The organism is Aeromonas sp. SG16 (assembly GCF_024436135.1).
GTDB lineage: Bacteria > Pseudomonadota > Gammaproteobacteria > Enterobacterales > Aeromonadaceae > Aeromonas > Aeromonas jandaei.
The window spans coordinates 191,116-208,128 of the sequence record NZ_JANFNW010000004.1 but is presented as its reverse complement, the minus strand read 5'-3'; the positions used below and the strand labels follow the sequence as shown (position 1 = coordinate 208,128).

Annotated in this window: 14 protein-coding genes; 9 read left to right on the top strand and 5 right to left on the bottom strand. The window is 57.3% G+C overall.

Annotated elements, in window-relative coordinates; translation table 11 throughout:
* The 7 genes from NOM67_RS12740 to NOM67_RS12710 all read left to right on the top strand — a co-directional run bounded on the left by NOM67_RS12740 (position 1) and on the right by NOM67_RS12710 (position 8,124).
* On the top strand, positions 1 to 690 hold the full coding sequence (locus NOM67_RS12740) for an ABC transporter ATP-binding protein (protein WP_041210239.1): 690 nt from the start codon (positions 1 to 3) through the stop codon (positions 688 to 690).
* The gene (locus NOM67_RS12735) at positions 684 to 1,931 is read left to right on the top strand and encodes an ABC transporter permease (protein ID WP_201909092.1); all 1,248 of its coding nucleotides are present in this window, start codon (positions 684 to 686) and stop codon (positions 1,929 to 1,931) included. Before NOM67_RS12740 ends, NOM67_RS12735 begins: the two co-directional genes overlap by 7 nt.
* 31 nt (positions 1,932 to 1,962) lie before the next feature.
* Positions 1,963 to 2,442 carry a DUF3299 domain-containing protein gene (locus NOM67_RS12730; protein ID WP_124241686.1) on the top strand — a complete coding sequence of 160 codons (480 nt, stop codon included), beginning with the start codon at positions 1,963 to 1,965 and terminating at the stop codon, positions 2,440 to 2,442.
* A 104-nt stretch (positions 2,443 to 2,546) separates the two neighbouring features.
* On the top strand, positions 2,547 to 3,419 hold the full coding sequence (locus tag NOM67_RS12725) for a TIGR03899 family protein (protein WP_033113048.1): 873 nt from the start codon (positions 2,547 to 2,549) through the stop codon (positions 3,417 to 3,419).
* A gap of 270 nt (positions 3,420 to 3,689) precedes the next feature.
* Positions 3,690 to 5,318 (top strand): PAS domain-containing methyl-accepting chemotaxis protein, encoded by a 1,629-nt coding sequence (locus tag NOM67_RS12720; protein ID WP_255937583.1) that lies wholly within the window; start codon positions 3,690 to 3,692, stop codon positions 5,316 to 5,318.
* Positions 5,319 to 5,639: 321 nt separating this feature from the next.
* Entirely contained in the window at positions 5,640 to 6,335 is a 696-nt protein-coding gene (locus tag NOM67_RS12715) for a hypothetical protein (protein WP_255937580.1), read from the top strand.
* A 70-nt stretch (positions 6,336 to 6,405) separates the two neighbouring features.
* Complete coding sequence (locus NOM67_RS12710) at positions 6,406 to 8,124, top strand: DUF262 domain-containing protein (RefSeq protein WP_255937577.1); 1,719 nt, start codon at positions 6,406 to 6,408, stop codon at positions 8,122 to 8,124.
* A gap of 422 nt (positions 8,125 to 8,546) precedes the next feature.
* On the opposite strand, the gene cysC is transcribed toward NOM67_RS12710, so the two are convergent.
* From cysC to cysG, 4 genes are all read right to left on the bottom strand, one after another.
* Entirely contained in the window at positions 8,547 to 9,137 is a 591-nt protein-coding gene (gene cysC / locus NOM67_RS12705; RefSeq protein WP_255937575.1) for an adenylyl-sulfate kinase, read from the bottom strand.
* A 169-nt stretch (positions 9,138 to 9,306) separates the two neighbouring features.
* Entirely contained in the window at positions 9,307 to 10,734 is a 1,428-nt protein-coding gene (gene cysN, locus NOM67_RS12700) for a sulfate adenylyltransferase subunit CysN (RefSeq protein WP_255937573.1), read from the bottom strand.
* A 12-nt stretch (positions 10,735 to 10,746) separates the two neighbouring features.
* Entirely contained in the window at positions 10,747 to 11,685 is a 939-nt protein-coding gene (gene cysD, locus NOM67_RS12695) for a sulfate adenylyltransferase subunit CysD (protein ID WP_255937729.1), read from the bottom strand.
* Positions 11,686 to 11,751: 66 nt separating this feature from the next.
* A complete protein-coding gene (gene cysG / locus NOM67_RS12690; protein ID WP_255937570.1) occupies positions 11,752 to 13,188 on the bottom strand; it encodes a siroheme synthase CysG in 1,437 nt (478 codons plus the stop codon).
* Positions 13,189 to 13,386: 198 nt separating this feature from the next.
* On the opposite strand from cysG, the gene NOM67_RS12685 reads away from it, so the two are divergent.
* Both NOM67_RS12685 and NOM67_RS12680 read left to right on the top strand, forming a co-directional pair.
* Positions 13,387 to 14,307, top strand: a complete 921-nt coding sequence (locus NOM67_RS12685) for an SPFH domain-containing protein (protein ID WP_203977851.1) — start codon at positions 13,387 to 13,389, stop codon at positions 14,305 to 14,307.
* A complete protein-coding gene (locus tag NOM67_RS12680; protein ID WP_198505759.1) occupies positions 14,304 to 14,759 on the top strand; it encodes an NfeD family protein in 456 nt (151 codons plus the stop codon). The genes NOM67_RS12685 and NOM67_RS12680 overlap by 4 nt, the downstream gene beginning before the upstream one ends.
* 63 nt (positions 14,760 to 14,822) lie before the next feature.
* Here NOM67_RS12680 and NOM67_RS12675 read toward each other — a convergent pair whose 3' ends face one another.
* Positions 14,823 to 16,928, bottom strand: coding sequence for a methyl-accepting chemotaxis protein (locus NOM67_RS12675; protein ID WP_104016395.1), 2,106 nt, complete (start codon positions 16,926 to 16,928; stop codon positions 14,823 to 14,825).
* Positions 16,929 to 17,013 lie beyond the last annotated feature (85 nt).

Here is a 17,013-nt window from a genome sequence, read left to right as displayed (position 1 = left end):
ATGAAAAACGCCGTGGTTGAGATCCGCGATCTGGCCTTTGCCTGGCCGGGTCACGAGGTTGTACTCGACCTGCCCACCCTGACCATTGCAAAGGGCGAGCGGGTCTTTATCAAGGGGCCGTCGGGCTCCGGCAAATCGACGCTGCTCGGCCTGCTGGCCGGGATCCAGACCGCCAACCACGGCACCCTGGAGGTGCTGGGCCAGCCACTGGCCCAGCTCTCTGGCCGCGCCCGTGACCACTTCCGGGCGGCCAATCTCGGTTACATCTTCCAGCAGTTCAACCTGCTGCCGTTTCTCTCGGTGCTGGATAACGTCACCGCCGCGCTCACCTTCTCCCCCGAGAAGCGAAGCCGGCTGCAAGCCTCGCCACAACAGGAGGCGCGCCGCCTGCTGGCAGAGCTGCAACTGCCGGACGAAGCGCTGCATCGCCCCGTGCACGCCCTCAGCATCGGTCAGCAGCAGCGGGTCGCTGCGGCACGCGCTCTCATTGGCTCGCCACCGCTGGTGATCGCCGACGAGCCCACCTCGGCCCTCGACACCGACAACCGGGCCGCCTTTATCAAGCTGTTGTTCGAGGAGTGTGACAAGCAGGGTTCGACCCTCATCTTCGTCAGCCACGACCCTCATCTCGAACCGCTCTTCCCGCGGGTGGAGAACCTGCAACAGCTCAACCGGAGGGCATCATGCTGACTCTCGCCCTGCAAAGTCTCTGGGCCCGCCGCCTCACCGCCGGGCTTACTCTGCTGGCCATCGCCATCAGCGTCACCCTGCTGCTCGGGGTGGAGCGGGTGCGCAATCAGGCGCGCGACAGTTTTGCCAATACCGTCTCGGGCACCGATCTCATCGTCGGCGCCCGCTCCGGTCAGGTGAATCTGCTGCTCTACTCGGTGTTTCGCATCGGCAACCCGACCAACAACGTGGGCTGGGACTCCTACCAGGCCATCAAGCAGCGCCCCGGCATCGCCTGGACCATCCCGCTCTCCCTCGGCGACTCCCACAAGGGATTTCGGGTGCTCGGCACCAACGGCGACTACTTCACCCACCTGAAGTACGGCCAGCAACAGTCGCTGCAGTTGCGCGAGGGGCGACCGTTCGACACGCCGTTTGAAGCGGTACTCGGCGCCCAGGTAGCCGAGAAGCTCGGCTATCACCTTGGCCAGTCCATCGTCATCGCCCACGGCGCCGGCAACACCTCGTTCAGCCAGCACGACAACCTGCCGTTCAAGGTGGTGGGCATTCTGGCGCCGACCGGCACGCCCATCGATCGCACCATCCATGTGCCGCTGGCGGGGATCGAGGCGATCCATCTCGGGTGGGATACCGGCCGCCACAGCAAGAACGTCACCCCCGAGCAGGCGCTGGCGCAGGATCTCACCCCGAAAACCATCACCGCCTTTATGGTGGGGTTGAGCAACCGCATTCTGGCGTTCCAGCTGCAACGCACCATCAACACCTATCCCAGAGAGCCGCTGATGGCGATCCTGCCGGGCGCCGCCCTGCAGGAGCTGTGGAGCCTGATGAGCGTGGCGGAAACCGCCCTGTCGGTCATCGCCGGTTTTGTGGTGGTGGCGGGCCTTATCGGCATGCTGACCACCTTGCTCGCCGGGCTTAACGAACGGCGCCGCGAGCTCGCCATCTTGCGCTCCCTCGGTGCCGGCCCCGCCCACCTGTTCCTGCTGCTGGCGCTGGAAGCGATGGCGCTGACCACGGTTGGCATCGCGTTCGGGGTGGCGGTGCTCTACCTCGGGCAGGGGCTTGCTACCCCCTGGCTGCTCAGCCACTATGGCCTGCAACTGAGTCTGGGACTGCCAAGCGCCTACGAGTGGCAGTTGCTGGGGCTGGTGTGGCTGGCGGGCATGGTGATCGGCCTGCTCCCCGCCGCCCGCGCTTACCGCTACAGCCTGAGCGATGGCATGAGTATTCGCGTCTAGCGAGACGCCCAAAAGAGAAACAGAAGGACAGATGATGAAGTGGAAAATAGTGGCGCTGCTCGCCAGCCTGCTGGCGCTGCCCGCCATGGCCGCAGACGATTACAAGACCATCGACTGGGACGTGCTCATCCCGCAGGGGGAGAAGATCCAGCCGCCCCCGCCGATCAACCATGACGGCAACTTTGCCTCGGTGCCGCAACCTGTGGGTGGCGTGAACAAGAAGCTGAATGAGCAGAATGTGCGGCTGCCGGGCTTCGTGGTACCGCTGGAGGGGGATGCCAAGAAGATCACCGCCTTCCTGCTGGTTCCCTACTTTGGCGCCTGCATCCACGTCCCGCCCCCGCCCACCAATCAGGTGGTCTATGTGAGCTACCCCAAGGGAGCGCCGGTGGATGACCTGTGGGACGCCATCTGGGTCAAGGGCAAGATGCGCACCATCAGCTCCAGCCACGAAATGGCCACCGCCTCCTACGCCATGGATGCGGTGGAGGTGAGCGTTTACGAGGAGTAATCCTCCCTTTGCAAAAAAAGCGGCCTCCACGGAGGCCGCTTTGTTATCTTCAAACCTGGCTTGGAGTAACATTCACCTCCTGCACCTGTGCGAATGGAGTCAGCATGGCCGATCTGCCCCCCCCCAAGAAAGAGAGTTCGATCCTGAGCAGTCAGGAGCAGACTCTGCGTCTGGCACGCAGCCGCGGCATCGACGGCATGCTCACCCGCAACAGCGACAGCACCTTCGAACAGCGCGCCACCTTTCGCCATCTGGCGGATCAGGCCGCCCGCCAGCGCAATCTGGAAGCCATCATGGTGATGGCCTCCCGTCATTGTGAAGAGACCGCCGCTGGCGGCGAGATGGACAGCGACTGGCTGACCCGCTTCCTGCAACTGGCGGAAGATATCAGCATGGTGCCGATGCAGCAGCTGTGGGGACGGATCTTCGCGCTGGAGGTTGCCACCCCGGGTCGTTTCTCCATTAGGGCACTCTCCACCCTGAAGGAGATGACCCAGCGCGAAGCCCAGCTGTTTCAGCGTATCTGCTCCCTCACCTGCCACTATGCGGGCAGTGACGAGCAGCGCCTGCTGCTGGGGCTGCACAAGGGCGCCAGCCTGCTGAGCCGCGCCAAGGCAACCCGGCTGGGGCTCGGCAAATATCGTCTCCCCTACAGTGCCCTGCTGCAGCTGTTCGAGCTGGGTCTGCTGCACAAGGGCGAGCTGGAGTCCGGCCCGCTGCCCGCTGATGGGGTGGAGCTGGAGTTTGGCAACCAGCGCTGGCGGCTGCAGCGCAAGCAGAACAACATCACCCTGCTCTACTACCGGCTCACACCGGTGGGTAACGAGCTGGCCCAGCTGCTCACCGATGCCCCGCTGGATGAGTACCTGCAGGATCTGAAAACAGTGCTGGTGCAGGGGATGCAGATAGAGGTGCAGCAACAACCGAGCGAGCCGCCCCCCTCCACCACCGAGCCCACTCCCGCAAGCCATCCCTGAACCCGTTCCTGAATACCCCGGGGAGGCAAGCCCTCCCTTATTGCGAATAGGGCGATCTGCATTGCTCTCATCTTCAAAATGATGTGCAAAATGCAGATCGCTCTCCCCTCACCGCCCCCATTTTTTGCAACTTGCAAAACAAAACCCCTACTACCACGCTCACCAGCCCTTTAATGACATAAAAATCATTAAAGACAGCGCATGGCCCATCCTTTGCACACACTCTTGATGTAGATCAAACTTTAGCCACCACAGTTCGGGAGCAACGCCATGAGAGTCAATCAACCGGTTACCCAGCGCGAACGCCTCTATCCGGAACACCAGAGCCTCATCTCCACCACGGATTTGGAGAGTCGTATCACCTACGCCAACGACGAGTTCTGCGAGATTGCAGGCTTCACTCCCGACGAACTGGTGGGACAACACCACAATCTGGTGCGCCACCCGGACATGCCGAAACAGGCCTTTGCCGATCTGTGGAACCATATCAAAGAGGGCAAAGTCTGGATGGGGCCGGTGAAGAACCGCTGCAAAAATGGCGACCACTACTGGGTCAGCGCCTTTGTCACCCCCATCAAGGATGGCAATGGCCGGGTCGTCGAGTACCAGTCGGTACGCTCTGCACCGAGTGAAGAGATCAAACAGCGGGCCGAGAAGATCTATGCCGACCTGCGCAATGACAAGCTGCCGCTGGCGCTGAAACTGCCGACCTTCTCCCACACTCTGGCCATCAACCTCTGCCTGCTGCTGAGCCTGGTCGCCATCCTCAGCTTTGGCTACACCCATACCGTGGGCTGGCAACTGACACTGGCCGCCATTCCGCTGGCCGTGGCCGCCATCACCCTCAACGCCCTCTCCCGTCGCCTCGGCAAGCTCAACAAAATGGCCCGCAGCCGTTTCGACAACCCGCTGATGCAGCTGCTCTACACCAACAAGGTGGACAACATCGCCGCCATCGAGCTCTCGATGGTGATGAATCAGGCCGAGTTCAACGCCGTGCTGGCCCGCACCCAGCAGACCTGCAGCCGGATCCTGCAAGCTGCCGAGGGGGATCTGCGCAACGCCGAATCCATCACCGAAAACCTGCAGCAGCAACAGGCCGAGACCAATCAGGTAGCGACCGCCATCACCGAGATGTCCGAGTCCATTCGCGAGGTATCGCAAAGCTCCAGCGACTCCTCCAGCCTGCTGGACGAGACCGCCGATCTGTTCAAGAGCGGCAACGACAGCGTCACCGAAACCGTCGCCGCCGTCGCCGGCATGAACAGCGAACTGACCACCTCAAAAACGGTCATCAGCGCGCTGGTCGGTCACTGCCGCGATATCGACGGCATCCTCGATGTGATCAACAACATCGCCAACCAGACCAACCTGCTGGCCCTCAATGCCGCCATCGAAGCCGCCCGGGCCGGTGAAGCGGGTCGCGGCTTCTCGGTGGTCGCCGACGAGATCCGCTCGCTCGCCATCAAGACCCAATCCTCTACCAGCGAAATCCAGAAGATGATCACCGAACTGCAGAACAGCTCCGGCGAAGCAGAGCAGGCGATGGAGAAGGGTTGCCAACTGGCCGAGAGCTGCCAGCAGAAGGCATCGGTCACCGGCACCATCCTGCAGCAAATCAACAACATGCTGCAGCAGGTTGCCTCCGGCAGCGGCCAGATTGCCCAGGCGGTGCTGGAACAGTCCCACGTCACCGACGAGATCAACCGCAACGTGCTCAGCATCAAGACCCTGGCCGATGACTCCAGCGTCGGCAGCCAGCACGCCGTCCACGGCATCACCCAGCTGGTGACCCAGCTGAGCGAGCTCAACCGTCTGGTACGCCAGTTCCAGAAAGGGGCTCCGGCAACCCAGAGCCGCTACGAGATGCCAGCCGCCCGCGTGGTGCCGGTTCGCTAAGCCAGATAAAAACAAGCAATCACCGCAGAAAAACCACATGGGCCCTTGGGCCCATGTGGTTTTTTAATGTCTGCCAACAAGCTGGCGACACTCCCGCTTTCCCCTTCCGATTTCCCCTGCGCTGATGGGCGACTGCTCTTGAGCGAACATATCGCCACCCGTAACCGATTAATTTGTTGATCTTGCTCAGGAAATGGCCCGCTGGCGCTTTTCACCCCAGCCCCGTTCGGTAACATATCCGCCTGGCAACCTCTCGTTGAAGTCAGCCATGAACCAAGCCCAACAGACGAGATAACCATCATTAGGCCACAAGGAGAGATGATGGACGATCATCACGATTACGAAGTTCATGACAACATTCCCTATATTGGATGGAACGAATTAAATTTCAACATCATTACAGATGGCATCAAGCGGCTCCCGTTTTTTGAAGATGACCTCTATCTTGGAATGCAGGCGATAAATATCGGTGTAGTCGACTCAGTTATAACTGAATATGAATACGCGCTCTTACGAGAATGGTTTAATCTCGATAAAACACCAACTGAATCGGCTATGGCCGTATCGGCAATTTCTCAAATGTGGATTTATGGTTTATATGAAGTTCTGAGAATGTGGAGAGACCGTCGGTTTCAATTTCGCAAGCTATTCGACAATGGTGGAATTGAACCCAAAATTAGTGGATTCTCTTATGATGACCCTATTAATTTAACTATAGAAACTAGAAAGAAGCAATTATTAAGATTTAAAGATGACTCGACTTACAGAAATAAAATAGAAGAAACGTGGGGGAATCTTGAACCCATTTATCGAATGATAGAGATTTTCCGCATGAATCTAGCCAAACACTGTGCTCCTGGCAAAGATGGAATAATGCCACGAGCTCCAGGCTATGGGAGAATTAATCGTTGGTGTGGCTCCATGGATTACGAATTGATTGACCGAGATGGTTACTATATAACGATGAATAGGAGAGATATTGCAGATGCTTTACGAGCATGCGTGCAACCAACATAATTAGTCATTGCGCTACGATATCCTCATTGTAGCACTGCATTATATCCTGAAACCTTTACATGGGGTGAATATGTCCTTCCAAACACCAATCACTATTGCAGAAGCCATTAATAATATTGAGCAAAACCGCTACTTATTACCGTCTATTCAACGGGAGTTTGAATGGAATCATGAAAAGATAGAGTGGTTGTTTGACTCTATAATGAGAAACTACCCTATCAGCTCTTTTTTATTTTGGCGAGTAGAGGGTAAGACCAAGCAAGATTTCAAATTTTATCAATTCTTAAAGGAATATAAGCAACGCTATAAAACTCATAATGAGGAATTCAACACTGTTGGTCATAATGACTTTACAGCCGTATTGGATGGTCAGCAACGTTTGACCTCTCTCTATATAGGATTGAGAGGTAGCTATGCTTATCGGATACCAAGATTAAAAGAGGAGAATTCAGAAAGAGTTTATCCGACTAGAAGGTTATATTTAAACATAACAATGCCTCTTGAGAATGAAGAAGATGGCAGGATATATGAATTTAAGTTCCTTACTGATTCAGAATATTCAGCTAATGAGAGTAAGTGGTTTCGTGTATCAGAGATTTACGGTCTCTCTGATGACTTTGAGTTCAATCAATACCTAGATCGGTATGGGCTTAAAAAAAATGAGTTTTCATATAGAAGTCTCTCTACCCTTAAAAATGTGATTCACTCTAAACAAATTGTTAACTTTTTTCTAGAGACAGAACAGGAGATAGATAAGGCCCTAAATATTTTCATAAGAATAAATAGTGGTGGAGAACCTTTAAATTTCTCTGATTTAATAATGTCTATTGCCGTTGCAAACTGGTTGAGAAAGGATGCACGAAAAGAAATACACGGGTTGGTTGATACTGTTCGTGATAAAGGATTTTCAATATCAAAAGACTTTATTCTTAAAGTATTTCTTTACCTTCATAGCAAAGATATAAAATTTAAAGTAACAAACTTTTCAAAATCAAATGCAGAAGATTTTGAAAAGGAATGGGATAATATTCGTGATGCGATTTTATCTTCTTTCGACTTTACAAAATCACTTGGCTTTACGGATTCCACACTAACGTCAAAAAATGCACTAATCCCAATAATATACTACATATACCACCGCAAGATATATAAAGATTTTCATACTAAAAGCGAATATTCTAACGACAGAAAAACAATTAAAAAATGGCTTCATGTCTCGCTTGTCAAAAAACTATTCGGTGGCACTTCAGATAGTGTTTTAAATCAGATTCGTAGGGCTTTCACGGATAATGTCGTCACTGCACCAATGTCAGAATCTATTGTTGAATTCCCCGCAAAAGAAATAAATAAAGAAATCCGTAAGGATACAGGCATCAGCATTGAATTTATTGAAGAGTTACTATTGACTCAAAAAGATGATAGATATGCATTTTCTTTATTAGCACTTCTCTTTCCACAACTGGATTATAAAAACAACGACTTTCATAAAGATCACTTACATCCCGCATCAAAGTATAATGAGTTAAATGAAGATGATAAAAACAAATTCGGCTGGCAAACTTACAATTCTATAAAGAACCTGCAAATGCTGGATGCCAATGAAAATATGTCAAAGAACAATGATGACTTAGAATCATGGATCACTAAAGAATTAGAATCAAAACCTAAAAAAGAGTTCTTAGAAAACCACCATATCCCTGATGTCAGTTTAAAATTATCAAACTTCAATGAGTTTATAACAAAGCGTTCAGATATTCTTACAGAAAAACTCAAGGATATATTGGCATAGCAAGCAAATTTTTCATTCTAGGTCACGCCCTTGAAAACAGAGGCCCGTAGACGAAAAGAAAATAGTTGGAAAATAATAGGAGGGGGCAAACGCCCCCCCTGCTATCAATGCTCGGTGACGCACATCGATATCAGCCGATTAACCCCCGCAGCTTTAGCCCGTAGGTTCGAATAGCGCAGCGTATTCGGACAATCGCGAATAACCCCGCCGCGATATAAGCAAGGATCGGAAGATCCCTTTGCGGGGTTGCTATCGACCGCCTTGGGGTGGCTCAAGGCTTGCCGGTGCCACTATAAGTTGAATTTATGGGTTTTCCGATAATGACCCAACTTTTGCTTATAGTGGCTGCCGTCAGCTCATCAGCGCCTGTGGTGACCAGCTTAAGGGCCGCCGGGCGCTTGTTGTACGTTCTTCCGATCCAGCTACAGGTAGTTCCCCTGCCGCAGGGCGGTCAGCAGCTCATCCACCAGCGCAGCGACCGGCTTGCCGGTGTTAAGCAAATGGATTTCCGGCTGTTCCGGTGCCTCATAGGCGGAGTCGATACCGGTGAAATTGCGAATTTCCCCCGCACGCGCTTTTTTGTAGAGCCCCTTGGGGTCGCGCTCTTCACAGATGGCGAGCGGTGCATCGACAAACACCTCGACAAACTCCCCTTCTCCCAGGAGACTGCGCACCAGCTCGCGCTCGGCACGAAACGGCGAGATAAAGGCGGTGAGCACGATCATGCCCGCATCCACCATCAGCTTTGCCACCTCGCCGACCCGGCGGATATTCTCCTGCCGCGCGGCATCATCGAAACCGAGATCGCCGCACAGGCCGTGGCGCACATTGTCGCCATCGAGCAGATAGGTGTGCTTGCCCTCAGCGGCCAGCGCCTGCTCCAGCGCCCCCGCCAGAGTCGATTTGCCCGCCCCCGACAGCCCGGTAAACCAGATCACCAGCGGTCGTTGCCCCTTGGCCTCGGCCCGGCTGGCCTTGTTCACCGCATGCGAGTGCCATACAACGTTATTCATCCAGACTCCTTCTTTTCGGCGCAATCCCGCCCCTCACCCTGACCCTCTCCCAAAGGGAGAGGGAACACTCCCAGCCCCCTCTTTTCCTCGGCGGGATCAGGCCCCTCACCCTAACCCTCTCCCAAGGGAGAGGGAATATTTGCCTCTCCCTTGGGAGAGGCACCAGGCGCTATTGCTTGTCGCTGTCGTTGCCGATGGCCAGCGCCTGCCAGTGGGGGAAGTGCTTGCGCACCAGCGCGTTTAGCTCGATTTCGAACTCGCTGTAGTGTCCTTTTACCGCCTTGGAGGCCAAGCCTTCCACTATCATGCCGGCGCCGACGGTGACGTTGCTCAGCCGGTCAATCAGGATAAAGCTGCCGGTATCGCGGATCTCCTGATACGGGTCGAACGCCACCGGATCGGTGAAGCTCAACTCGCACAGGCCGATCTCGTTGAGCTTGAGCTCGCTTGCGGGCAGCTCGTCGAGCTTGTTGATCTCGATGCGGTGGCGGATAGCCTCCACCTGACCGCGACTCTTCTTGGTGGCCAGCTTGACGTCGTAGACCCGGCCCGGTTGCAGGGACTCCTCCCCCATCCAGACGATATGGGCCAGCAGGTTCTGGGTCACTTGCGGACGGTTGGCGGCATCCACCAGCAGGTCGCCACGGCTGATGTCGATCTCGTCGGCGAAGGTGACCGTGATGGCCTGACCCGGCAGGGCGTACTCCAGATCGCCATCGAAGGTGACGATACGGGTGACTGTGCTCTCCTTGCCGGACGGCAACACCGCCAGCTTGTCGCCCACCCGCAGGATGCCGGAGGCGAGCGTCCCCGCGAAGCCGCGAAAATCGAGGTTGGGGCGGTTCACGTACTGCACTGGCAGGCGCACCGGGTGGCGCTCCAGCTCGCGCTCCACCTCGGCAGACTCCAGCAGGGAGAGCAGGGTTTCGCCCTGATACCAGGCCAGCTTGTCGCTCTGGTTGACCACGTTGTCACCGTCCAGCGCCGAGACCGGCACGATATGGATGGTATCGACGCTGAGCTTCTTGGCGAACTCGCGGTAGTCGGCACTGATGCGCTCGAACACCTCCTGACTGAACTCCACCAGATCCATCTTGTTGACCGCCACCACGAACTGCTTGATGCCGAGCAGGCTCGCGATAAAGCTGTGACGACGGGTCTGATCCAGTACCCCTTTGCGGGCGTCGATCAGAATGATGGCCAGATCACAGGTGGAGGCGCCGGTGGCCATGTTGCGGGTGTACTGCTCGTGGCCCGGGGTATCCGAGATGATAAATTTGCGCTTGGCAGTGGAGAAATAGCGGTAGGCCACGTCGATGGTGATGCCCTGCTCGCGCTCCGCTTGCAGGCCGTCTACCAGCAGCGCCAGGTCCAGCTTCTCGCCGGTGGTGCCGAGCTTCTGGCTGTCGGACTCCAGCGCTTTGAGCTGATCTTCATAAATCTGCTGGGAGTCGTGCAGCAGGCGACCGATAAGGGTGCTCTTGCCGTCATCCACGCTGCCGCAGGTGAGAAAACGCAGCAGACTCTTGTGCTGCTGGGCGTGCAGATAGGCTTCAATGCCCTGTTCGGTGATGGCGGTCTGAATATGGCTGTTCATGCTGACGACTCCTTAGAAATATCCCTGACGCTTCTTCTGCTCCATGGAGCCGGCCTGATCGTGGTCAATCAGCCGCCCTTGCCGCTCGCTCGAGGTGGTGAGCAGCATCTCTTCAATAATTTCCGGCAAGGTAGTAGCAGCGGATTCGATGGCCCCGGTCAGCGGGTAGCAGCCGAGAGTGCGGAAGCGCACCAGCTCCTGCTTCACCTCATCCTCGGCGGTCAGCGGCATGCGATCGTCATCCACCATGATCTTGATACCGTTGCGCTCCACCACCGGGCGATGGGCCGCAAAGTAGAGCGGCACTATGTCGATATTCTCCAGATAGATGTATTGCCAGATATCGAGCTCGGTCCAGTTGGAGAGCGGGAACACCCGGATGCTCTCCCCCTTGTTGACCTGGCTGTTGTAGACCCGCCACAGCTCGGGGCGCTGGTTCTTCGGATCCCAGCGGTGGGACTTGTCACGGAAGGAGTAGACCCGCTCCTTGGCGCGGGACTTCTCCTCGTCGCGGCGGGCGCCACCGAAGGCGGCGTCGAAGCCGTATTTATTGAGTGCCTGCTTGAGCCCCTCGGTCTTCATGATGTCGGTGTGCTTGCCGCTGCCGTGCACGAAGGGGTTGATGCCCATGGCGAGCCCTTCCGGGTTCTTGTGGACGATAAGATCCAGCCCGTACTTTTTGGCGGTCTCGTCGCGGAAGGTGATCATCTCCTTGAACTTCCAGTCGGTGTCGACGTGGAGCAAGGGGAAGGGGATCTTGCCCGGATAGAAGGCCTTGCGGGCCAGATGCAGCATGACGGAGGAGTCCTTGCCGATGGAGTACATCATCACCGGGTTTTCAAATTCGGCAGCCACCTCGCGGATGATATGGATGCTCTCGGCTTCCAGCTGCTGCAAGTGGGTCAATCTTTCACGATCCATGTTGGTCCTCTGGTCATTACTAACGCGCATGGTCAGGGCGCGGGGTGGTTCAGTGCGCGGCCGCACCGGCAGCCGCATCAAATAGCTCTTTCTGGCTCAAGCCAACTGCACCAGCTTGAGGTCGCAACCATCGAGATCCGGGTTAGCACGCTGCTGCTTGCCACTCTGCTCCCCAAACCAGGCGAGCCGCTCGCGCAGGGCTACTACCTCGCCGATGACGATAAGCGACGGGCTCACCGCCTGTTTGGCCAGCTCGGCCAAATCGACCAAGGTGCCGGTCAGCACCCGCTGGCGGGCGGTGGTGCCGCGCTCGATGATGGCGATGGGGGTGGCTTGGCTTCGGCCGTGATCCACCAGCTGCTGCTGGATATGCTCGGAGCGCATCAGCCCCATGTAGATGACCAGGGTCTGACTGGTAGCGGCGAGCTGCTGCCAGTCGGGCTCCTTGCCCTCTTTCTGACAGTGGCCGGTAATAAAGACGGCGCTCTGGGCGTAATCACGGTGGGTGAGTGGAATACCGGCATAGGCGGTGGCACCGGCAGCAGCCGTGATGCCGGGCACCACCGAGAAGGGGATGCCTTCATCGGCCAGCACTTCCAGCTCCTCGCCGCCACGGCCAAACATAAAGGGATCCCCCCCTTTCAGCCGCACCACCCGGTTGCCCGCCTTGGCGTAGTCCACCAGCAGGCGATTGGTCTCCTCCTGCGGCACGCTGTGGGCGCCCGCCTTCTTGCCGACCGACACCAGAGTGGCATCGCGGCGCACCAGATCGAGGATCTCGGCGGAGACCAGCTGGTCGTAGAGCACCACTTCAGCCTGTTGAATTTGTTGCAGCGCCTTGAGGGTCAAGAGGCCCGGATCGCCGGGGCCCGCGCCAACCAGCACCACTTCCCCCACTTCGCTTTTCGCCTGGTCGAGGCCATCGCTCAGCCACTGCTCGGCACCTTGCCAATCCTCTTTTTCAATCAGGCTGGCGAGGGTGTTGGAGGCAAAGGCGCGCTCCCAGAAGCGGCGACGATCGGAAATCGAGGAGAGCACCCGCTTGGCCTTGTCACGCACCCGGCCGGAGAGCTCGGTCAGCCCGCCAAGATGGCGCGGCAGCAGGCTCTCCAACCGCTCGCGCAGCAAGCGCACCAGCACCGGCGCCTTGCCCCCGCTGGAGACAGCCACCATCAGCGGCGAACGATCGATGATCGAGGGGAAGATAAAGCTGGAACGCTTGGGGTCATCCACCACGTTGACGAACAGACCCAGCTGGTTGGCACTCTGATAAACGAGGGCGTTGACTTCGAGGTTGTCGGTCGCCGCCACCACCAAAATCTGGCCTGCCAGATGGGCCGGAGTGAAGCGCTCGGCAAGATGGGTAAAACGACCGGAAAATTCCGTGAATTCGGGTTCAAGCTCCGGGGAGACGATGGTCAGTCTGGCACCGGCCGCCAGCAGCAGGCGCGCCTTGCGCAGGGCCACTTCGCCCCCGCCCACCAGCAGCACCGGGCGCCCGTCCAACTTGGCAAACATCGGCAAATAATCCATTTCGACCCATCCCTCGGAATACGACTAATATGGGGCGACTATAGGCAGGGCCACTTATCCCTCAAAATAATAAAAAATGCTTTTTAAGACACTTTGGTAATTAGCAAAGCCATTTACTGACTAAAGAGAGCGAAAGTCGCTTGTAGTGCCAAAGGGCAAACCCTAGGCTATGGACTGTGTTTCATAAGGAGCTTAATGATGAACGAATCATTGATTGTGCTAGGGATTTTTGTATTTCTGGTCATCGCAACCCTGAGTGCTGGCATCAAGATAGTGCCACAGGGCTTCAACTGGACTGTCGAGCGCTTCGGCCGCTACACCCGCACTCTGACCCCGGGCCTCAACCTGTTGATCCCCTATGTGGATCGGGTCGGCCACAAGATCATCATGATGGAGCAGGTGCTGGACATCCCGGCACAAGAGGTGATCTCACGCGACAACGCCAACGTCACCATCGACGCCATCAGCTTTGTGCAGGTGGTGGATGCCCGCAAAGCGGGTTACGAGGTCAACGATCTCACCAGCGCCATCCGCAACCTCACCATGACCAACATGCGTACTGTGCTCGGCGCCATGGAGCTTGACGAGATGCTCTCCCAGCGCGACACAATCAACGAGAAGCTGCTGCGCACCATGGATGCCGCCACCGCCCCCTGGGGCATCAAGGTAACCCGCATCGAGATTAAAGATGTGCGCCCGCCGCAGGCACTGGTCGAAGCGATGAACGCCCAGATGAAGGCCGAGCGCCAGAAACGGGCCGAAGTGCTGGAAGCCGAAGGGGTGCGCCAGTCCAAGATCCTGAAAGCCGAGGGGGAGAAACAGTCCCAGATCCTCAAAGCCGAGGGGGAGCGTCAGGCCGCCTTCCTCGCCGCCGAAGCGCGCGAGCGGGCTGCCGAAGCGGAAGCCAAGGCGACCCACATGGTCTCCAAGGCTATCGCCGAAGGGGATCTGCAGGCCATCAACTACTTCGTGGCCCAGAAATATACCGAAGCGCTGGCGCGCATCGGTGAAGGTCCCAACAGCAAGGTGGTGATGATGCCGCTGGAAGCGGGTAGCCTGATTGGCGCCGTGGCCGGCATGGCCGAGCTGTTCAAGGATGGCAAGGGCGGCAAGTCATGATCACCCTGTTCGAGGGGCTGACCCACTGGCACTGGCTGGGGCTCGGCTTCGTGCTGCTGGCCATAGAGGTGCTGGGGTCGGTGGGTTTTCTGCTCTGGACCGGCATCGCCGCGCTGGAGGTGGGCCTGCTGCTGCTGGTCTGGCCCTTCGGCTGGCAGGCGCAACTGCTGCTGTTCGCCCTGCAATCCCTGCTCACCACCTGGGTCTGGTGGCGCTGGCAGCACAACCGGGATCGCTCCGGCAACGATGCTGCCGCCCCCATCAACGAGCGGATGCAGAGCTATCTGGGCCGTGAGCTGACCCTGATCGATGATGTCGTGCAGGGCACCAGCCGGGTGCATCTGGATGATACGGTCTGGACGGTGCGCTGCAGCCAGCCACTGCCGGCAGGCACCCAAGTCAGGGTGGTGGGAGCCGACTCCCATATCCTGCTGGTTGAACCGCTCTCCTGACCGCCCGCAAGCCACAAGCCATAAAAAAGCCCGCGATATCGCGGGCTTTTGTTTGCATCACCATCAGGTGCGCAGCCGATCCAGCTGGCTGGCCAGTGCCGTTGCCGCTTGCTCCAGCGTTTCGCTGAGCTGATGACTGGCATTGGCCTCCTGACCAATCACGTTGGCGGTGTCGCCGATACGCATCAGGTTCTGGTTGATATCGTCGCTGACGGCGCTCTGCTGCTCAGCAGCCGTAGCGACCTGACTGATATGGTCGTGGATCTGCTGGATCTGGGAGACGACCAGATTGAGCGCCTCGAATGCCTGCTCGGTTCCCTGCACGGTAGAGCTGGAGCGCTCGATGCCGGTATTCATCAGGCGCTGGCTACTGTTCACCTCGGCCTGCAAGCTACCAATCAACTGACCTATCTCGTCGGTTGACGCCCTGGTCTTGGTCGCCAGCGCTCGCACCTCGTCCGCCACCACGGCAAAACCGCGCCCCATGTCGCCAGCCCGGGCCGCCTCGATGGCGGCGTTCAGAGCCAGCAGGTTGGTCTGCTCGGCGATGGCCCGGATCACATCGAGGATCCGGCTGATATTGGCGCTGCGCTGGGCCACCAGTGCCACCGCCTTGTCAGCCTCGTGCATATCCTCAACCAGGGTATGGATCTCCTGCCGCGCATTGCTCAAGGTCTGCTGGGCACTGTTGATGTGATGGGTCGCAGCCTCCGACTCCTCGGCTGCCTGCTCGGCATACCCTGCGACGCTGACCGCGGTAGTGCTCATCTCGTGCATGGCACTGACCACACTCTCCAGCTCCAGATGCTGTTCATCCAGACTCTGGCGCATGGTGTTGGCAGTCTGCTTCATGCCTCTGGCCTGATCATTGACCTGCTGGCCTATCTCCTTGCTGCTCTGAACCATGCCGCGCAGCTTGCCAAGGAAGGCGTTGAGATGACTTCCCAGCTCTATCAGTTCTGCGTGGGTATCAATCTCGATCTTCTGGGTCAGGTCCCCCTCGTTGCTGGAGAGATGGGATACATGACGGCTGATCAGAGCCAGCGGCGCAGTAATGGTCTGGATGAACCAAATCAGCAGGCCAAGCACCAGCAGCGTGATGACTCCCATGGCCATCACCTGCTGCTGCTGGGCATCCTGCAGCAGGGCGCCCAGATCGCTGCTAATGCTGCGCGCCTTGCTCAGCGCCAGCGCCTTGGGCACCTTGATCATCAGCCACCACTGGGCATTGGCGACATCGACCCGGATCGGTTGCTCGAGGATAAAGTCGCTGTCACTGCTGACCGGCTGGCCGGTCGGCAGGGCAAGGCCCACCTCCTTGAGCGGGCGACCCAGTTTGTTGGCGTAGCGGTTGCTGCCCACAATCAGCCCCATCTTGCTGACGATGGTGACATCTGCCTTGTTGTCATAAAGGCTCTTGCCCAGCGTTTCAGCCAGTTGCTGGAAGATGGGCAGGTTCATGTCGACCCCGGTCAGACCGACAAATTTGCCGTCGTGGAGAACGGGCACGGTCAGGCTGGTCATCAGCATCTTGTTGCCCGGGCTTATCTCGTAGAGGTAGGGCTCCATCAGGCAGGGCTGGCGGGTATCGCGGCCACAGAGATACCACTCGCTATTGCGGATGCCGAATTCGTTGACGGATGTATCGAATTTGGCCTCGCTGGCAGCCGCATCGATCGGCTGCTGGGTAACGGCGCCCCCCTGCCCCTTGGTGAAATAAACCTCCAGGCTCCCCTTGCCCGCCACCGAGTGGCTGGCTCCGGCCACCCAGTTGGCATCCTCGCCATCGTAGCCGTTCGGTTCAAACTGGGCATAGATGGAGCTGATCCCGCTCGCCTGCTGCAAGCTGCTGCCGAGCAGCGACTCCACCTGTGGCCGCGAGAGACGTTGTTCCGGTTTAGCCATGGCCGCTTCAATCTGGGCAGTGACCGTCAGGGGGACCTGGTAGGAGTTCTGCATCAGAGAGGAGATCTGGATGGCATAGCGCTCAGCCTGATATTGCAGGCTGTGGGAGACCTCCTGCTCCAGCGCATCGCTGGTCTGGGTCATCACCATGGTACGAAGAGAACTGAAAGAGGCCGATTGCAACAAGGTCATGGCCAACCCGGTGAGCAGAAAGAGCCCCATAGTCAGACACAAGAGCTTGAACTTGAGCGAACGTTGCTTCATGCGGCAACTCCTTATGGCAAGAGTAACAACGAATAAGTTGAGTATATTCCCCTACTTGCCACTCACCCGATTTGTTGATGGGTTT

Coding starts and splice junctions, on each gene's coding strand:
- NOM67_RS12740 (WP_041210239.1), top strand. CDS start 1: ATGAAAAACGCCGTGGTTGAGATCCGCGATCTGGCCTTTGCCTGGCCG.
- NOM67_RS12735 (WP_201909092.1), top strand. CDS start 684: ATGCTGACTCTCGCCCTGCAAAGTCTCTGGGCCCGCCGCCTCACCGCC.
- NOM67_RS12730 (WP_124241686.1), top strand. CDS start 1,963: ATGATGAAGTGGAAAATAGTGGCGCTGCTCGCCAGCCTGCTGGCGCTG.
- NOM67_RS12725 (WP_033113048.1), top strand. CDS start 2,547: ATGGCCGATCTGCCCCCCCCCAAGAAAGAGAGTTCGATCCTGAGCAGT.
- NOM67_RS12720 (WP_255937583.1), top strand. CDS start 3,690: ATGAGAGTCAATCAACCGGTTACCCAGCGCGAACGCCTCTATCCGGAA.
- NOM67_RS12715 (WP_255937580.1), top strand. CDS start 5,640: ATGGACGATCATCACGATTACGAAGTTCATGACAACATTCCCTATATT.
- NOM67_RS12710 (WP_255937577.1), top strand. CDS start 6,406: ATGTCCTTCCAAACACCAATCACTATTGCAGAAGCCATTAATAATATT.
- cysC (WP_255937575.1), bottom strand. CDS start 9,137: ATGAATAACGTTGTATGGCACTCGCATGCGGTGAACAAGGCCAGCCGG.
- cysN (WP_255937573.1), bottom strand. CDS start 10,734: ATGAACAGCCATATTCAGACCGCCATCACCGAACAGGGCATTGAAGCC.
- cysD (WP_255937729.1), bottom strand. CDS start 11,685: ATGCGCGTTAGTAATGACCAGAGGACCAACATGGATCGTGAAAGATTG.
- cysG (WP_255937570.1), bottom strand. CDS start 13,188: ATGGATTATTTGCCGATGTTTGCCAAGTTGGACGGGCGCCCGGTGCTG.
- NOM67_RS12685 (WP_203977851.1), top strand. CDS start 13,387: ATGAACGAATCATTGATTGTGCTAGGGATTTTTGTATTTCTGGTCATC.
- NOM67_RS12680 (WP_198505759.1), top strand. CDS start 14,304: ATGATCACCCTGTTCGAGGGGCTGACCCACTGGCACTGGCTGGGGCTC.
- NOM67_RS12675 (WP_104016395.1), bottom strand. CDS start 16,928: ATGAAGCAACGTTCGCTCAAGTTCAAGCTCTTGTGTCTGACTATGGGG.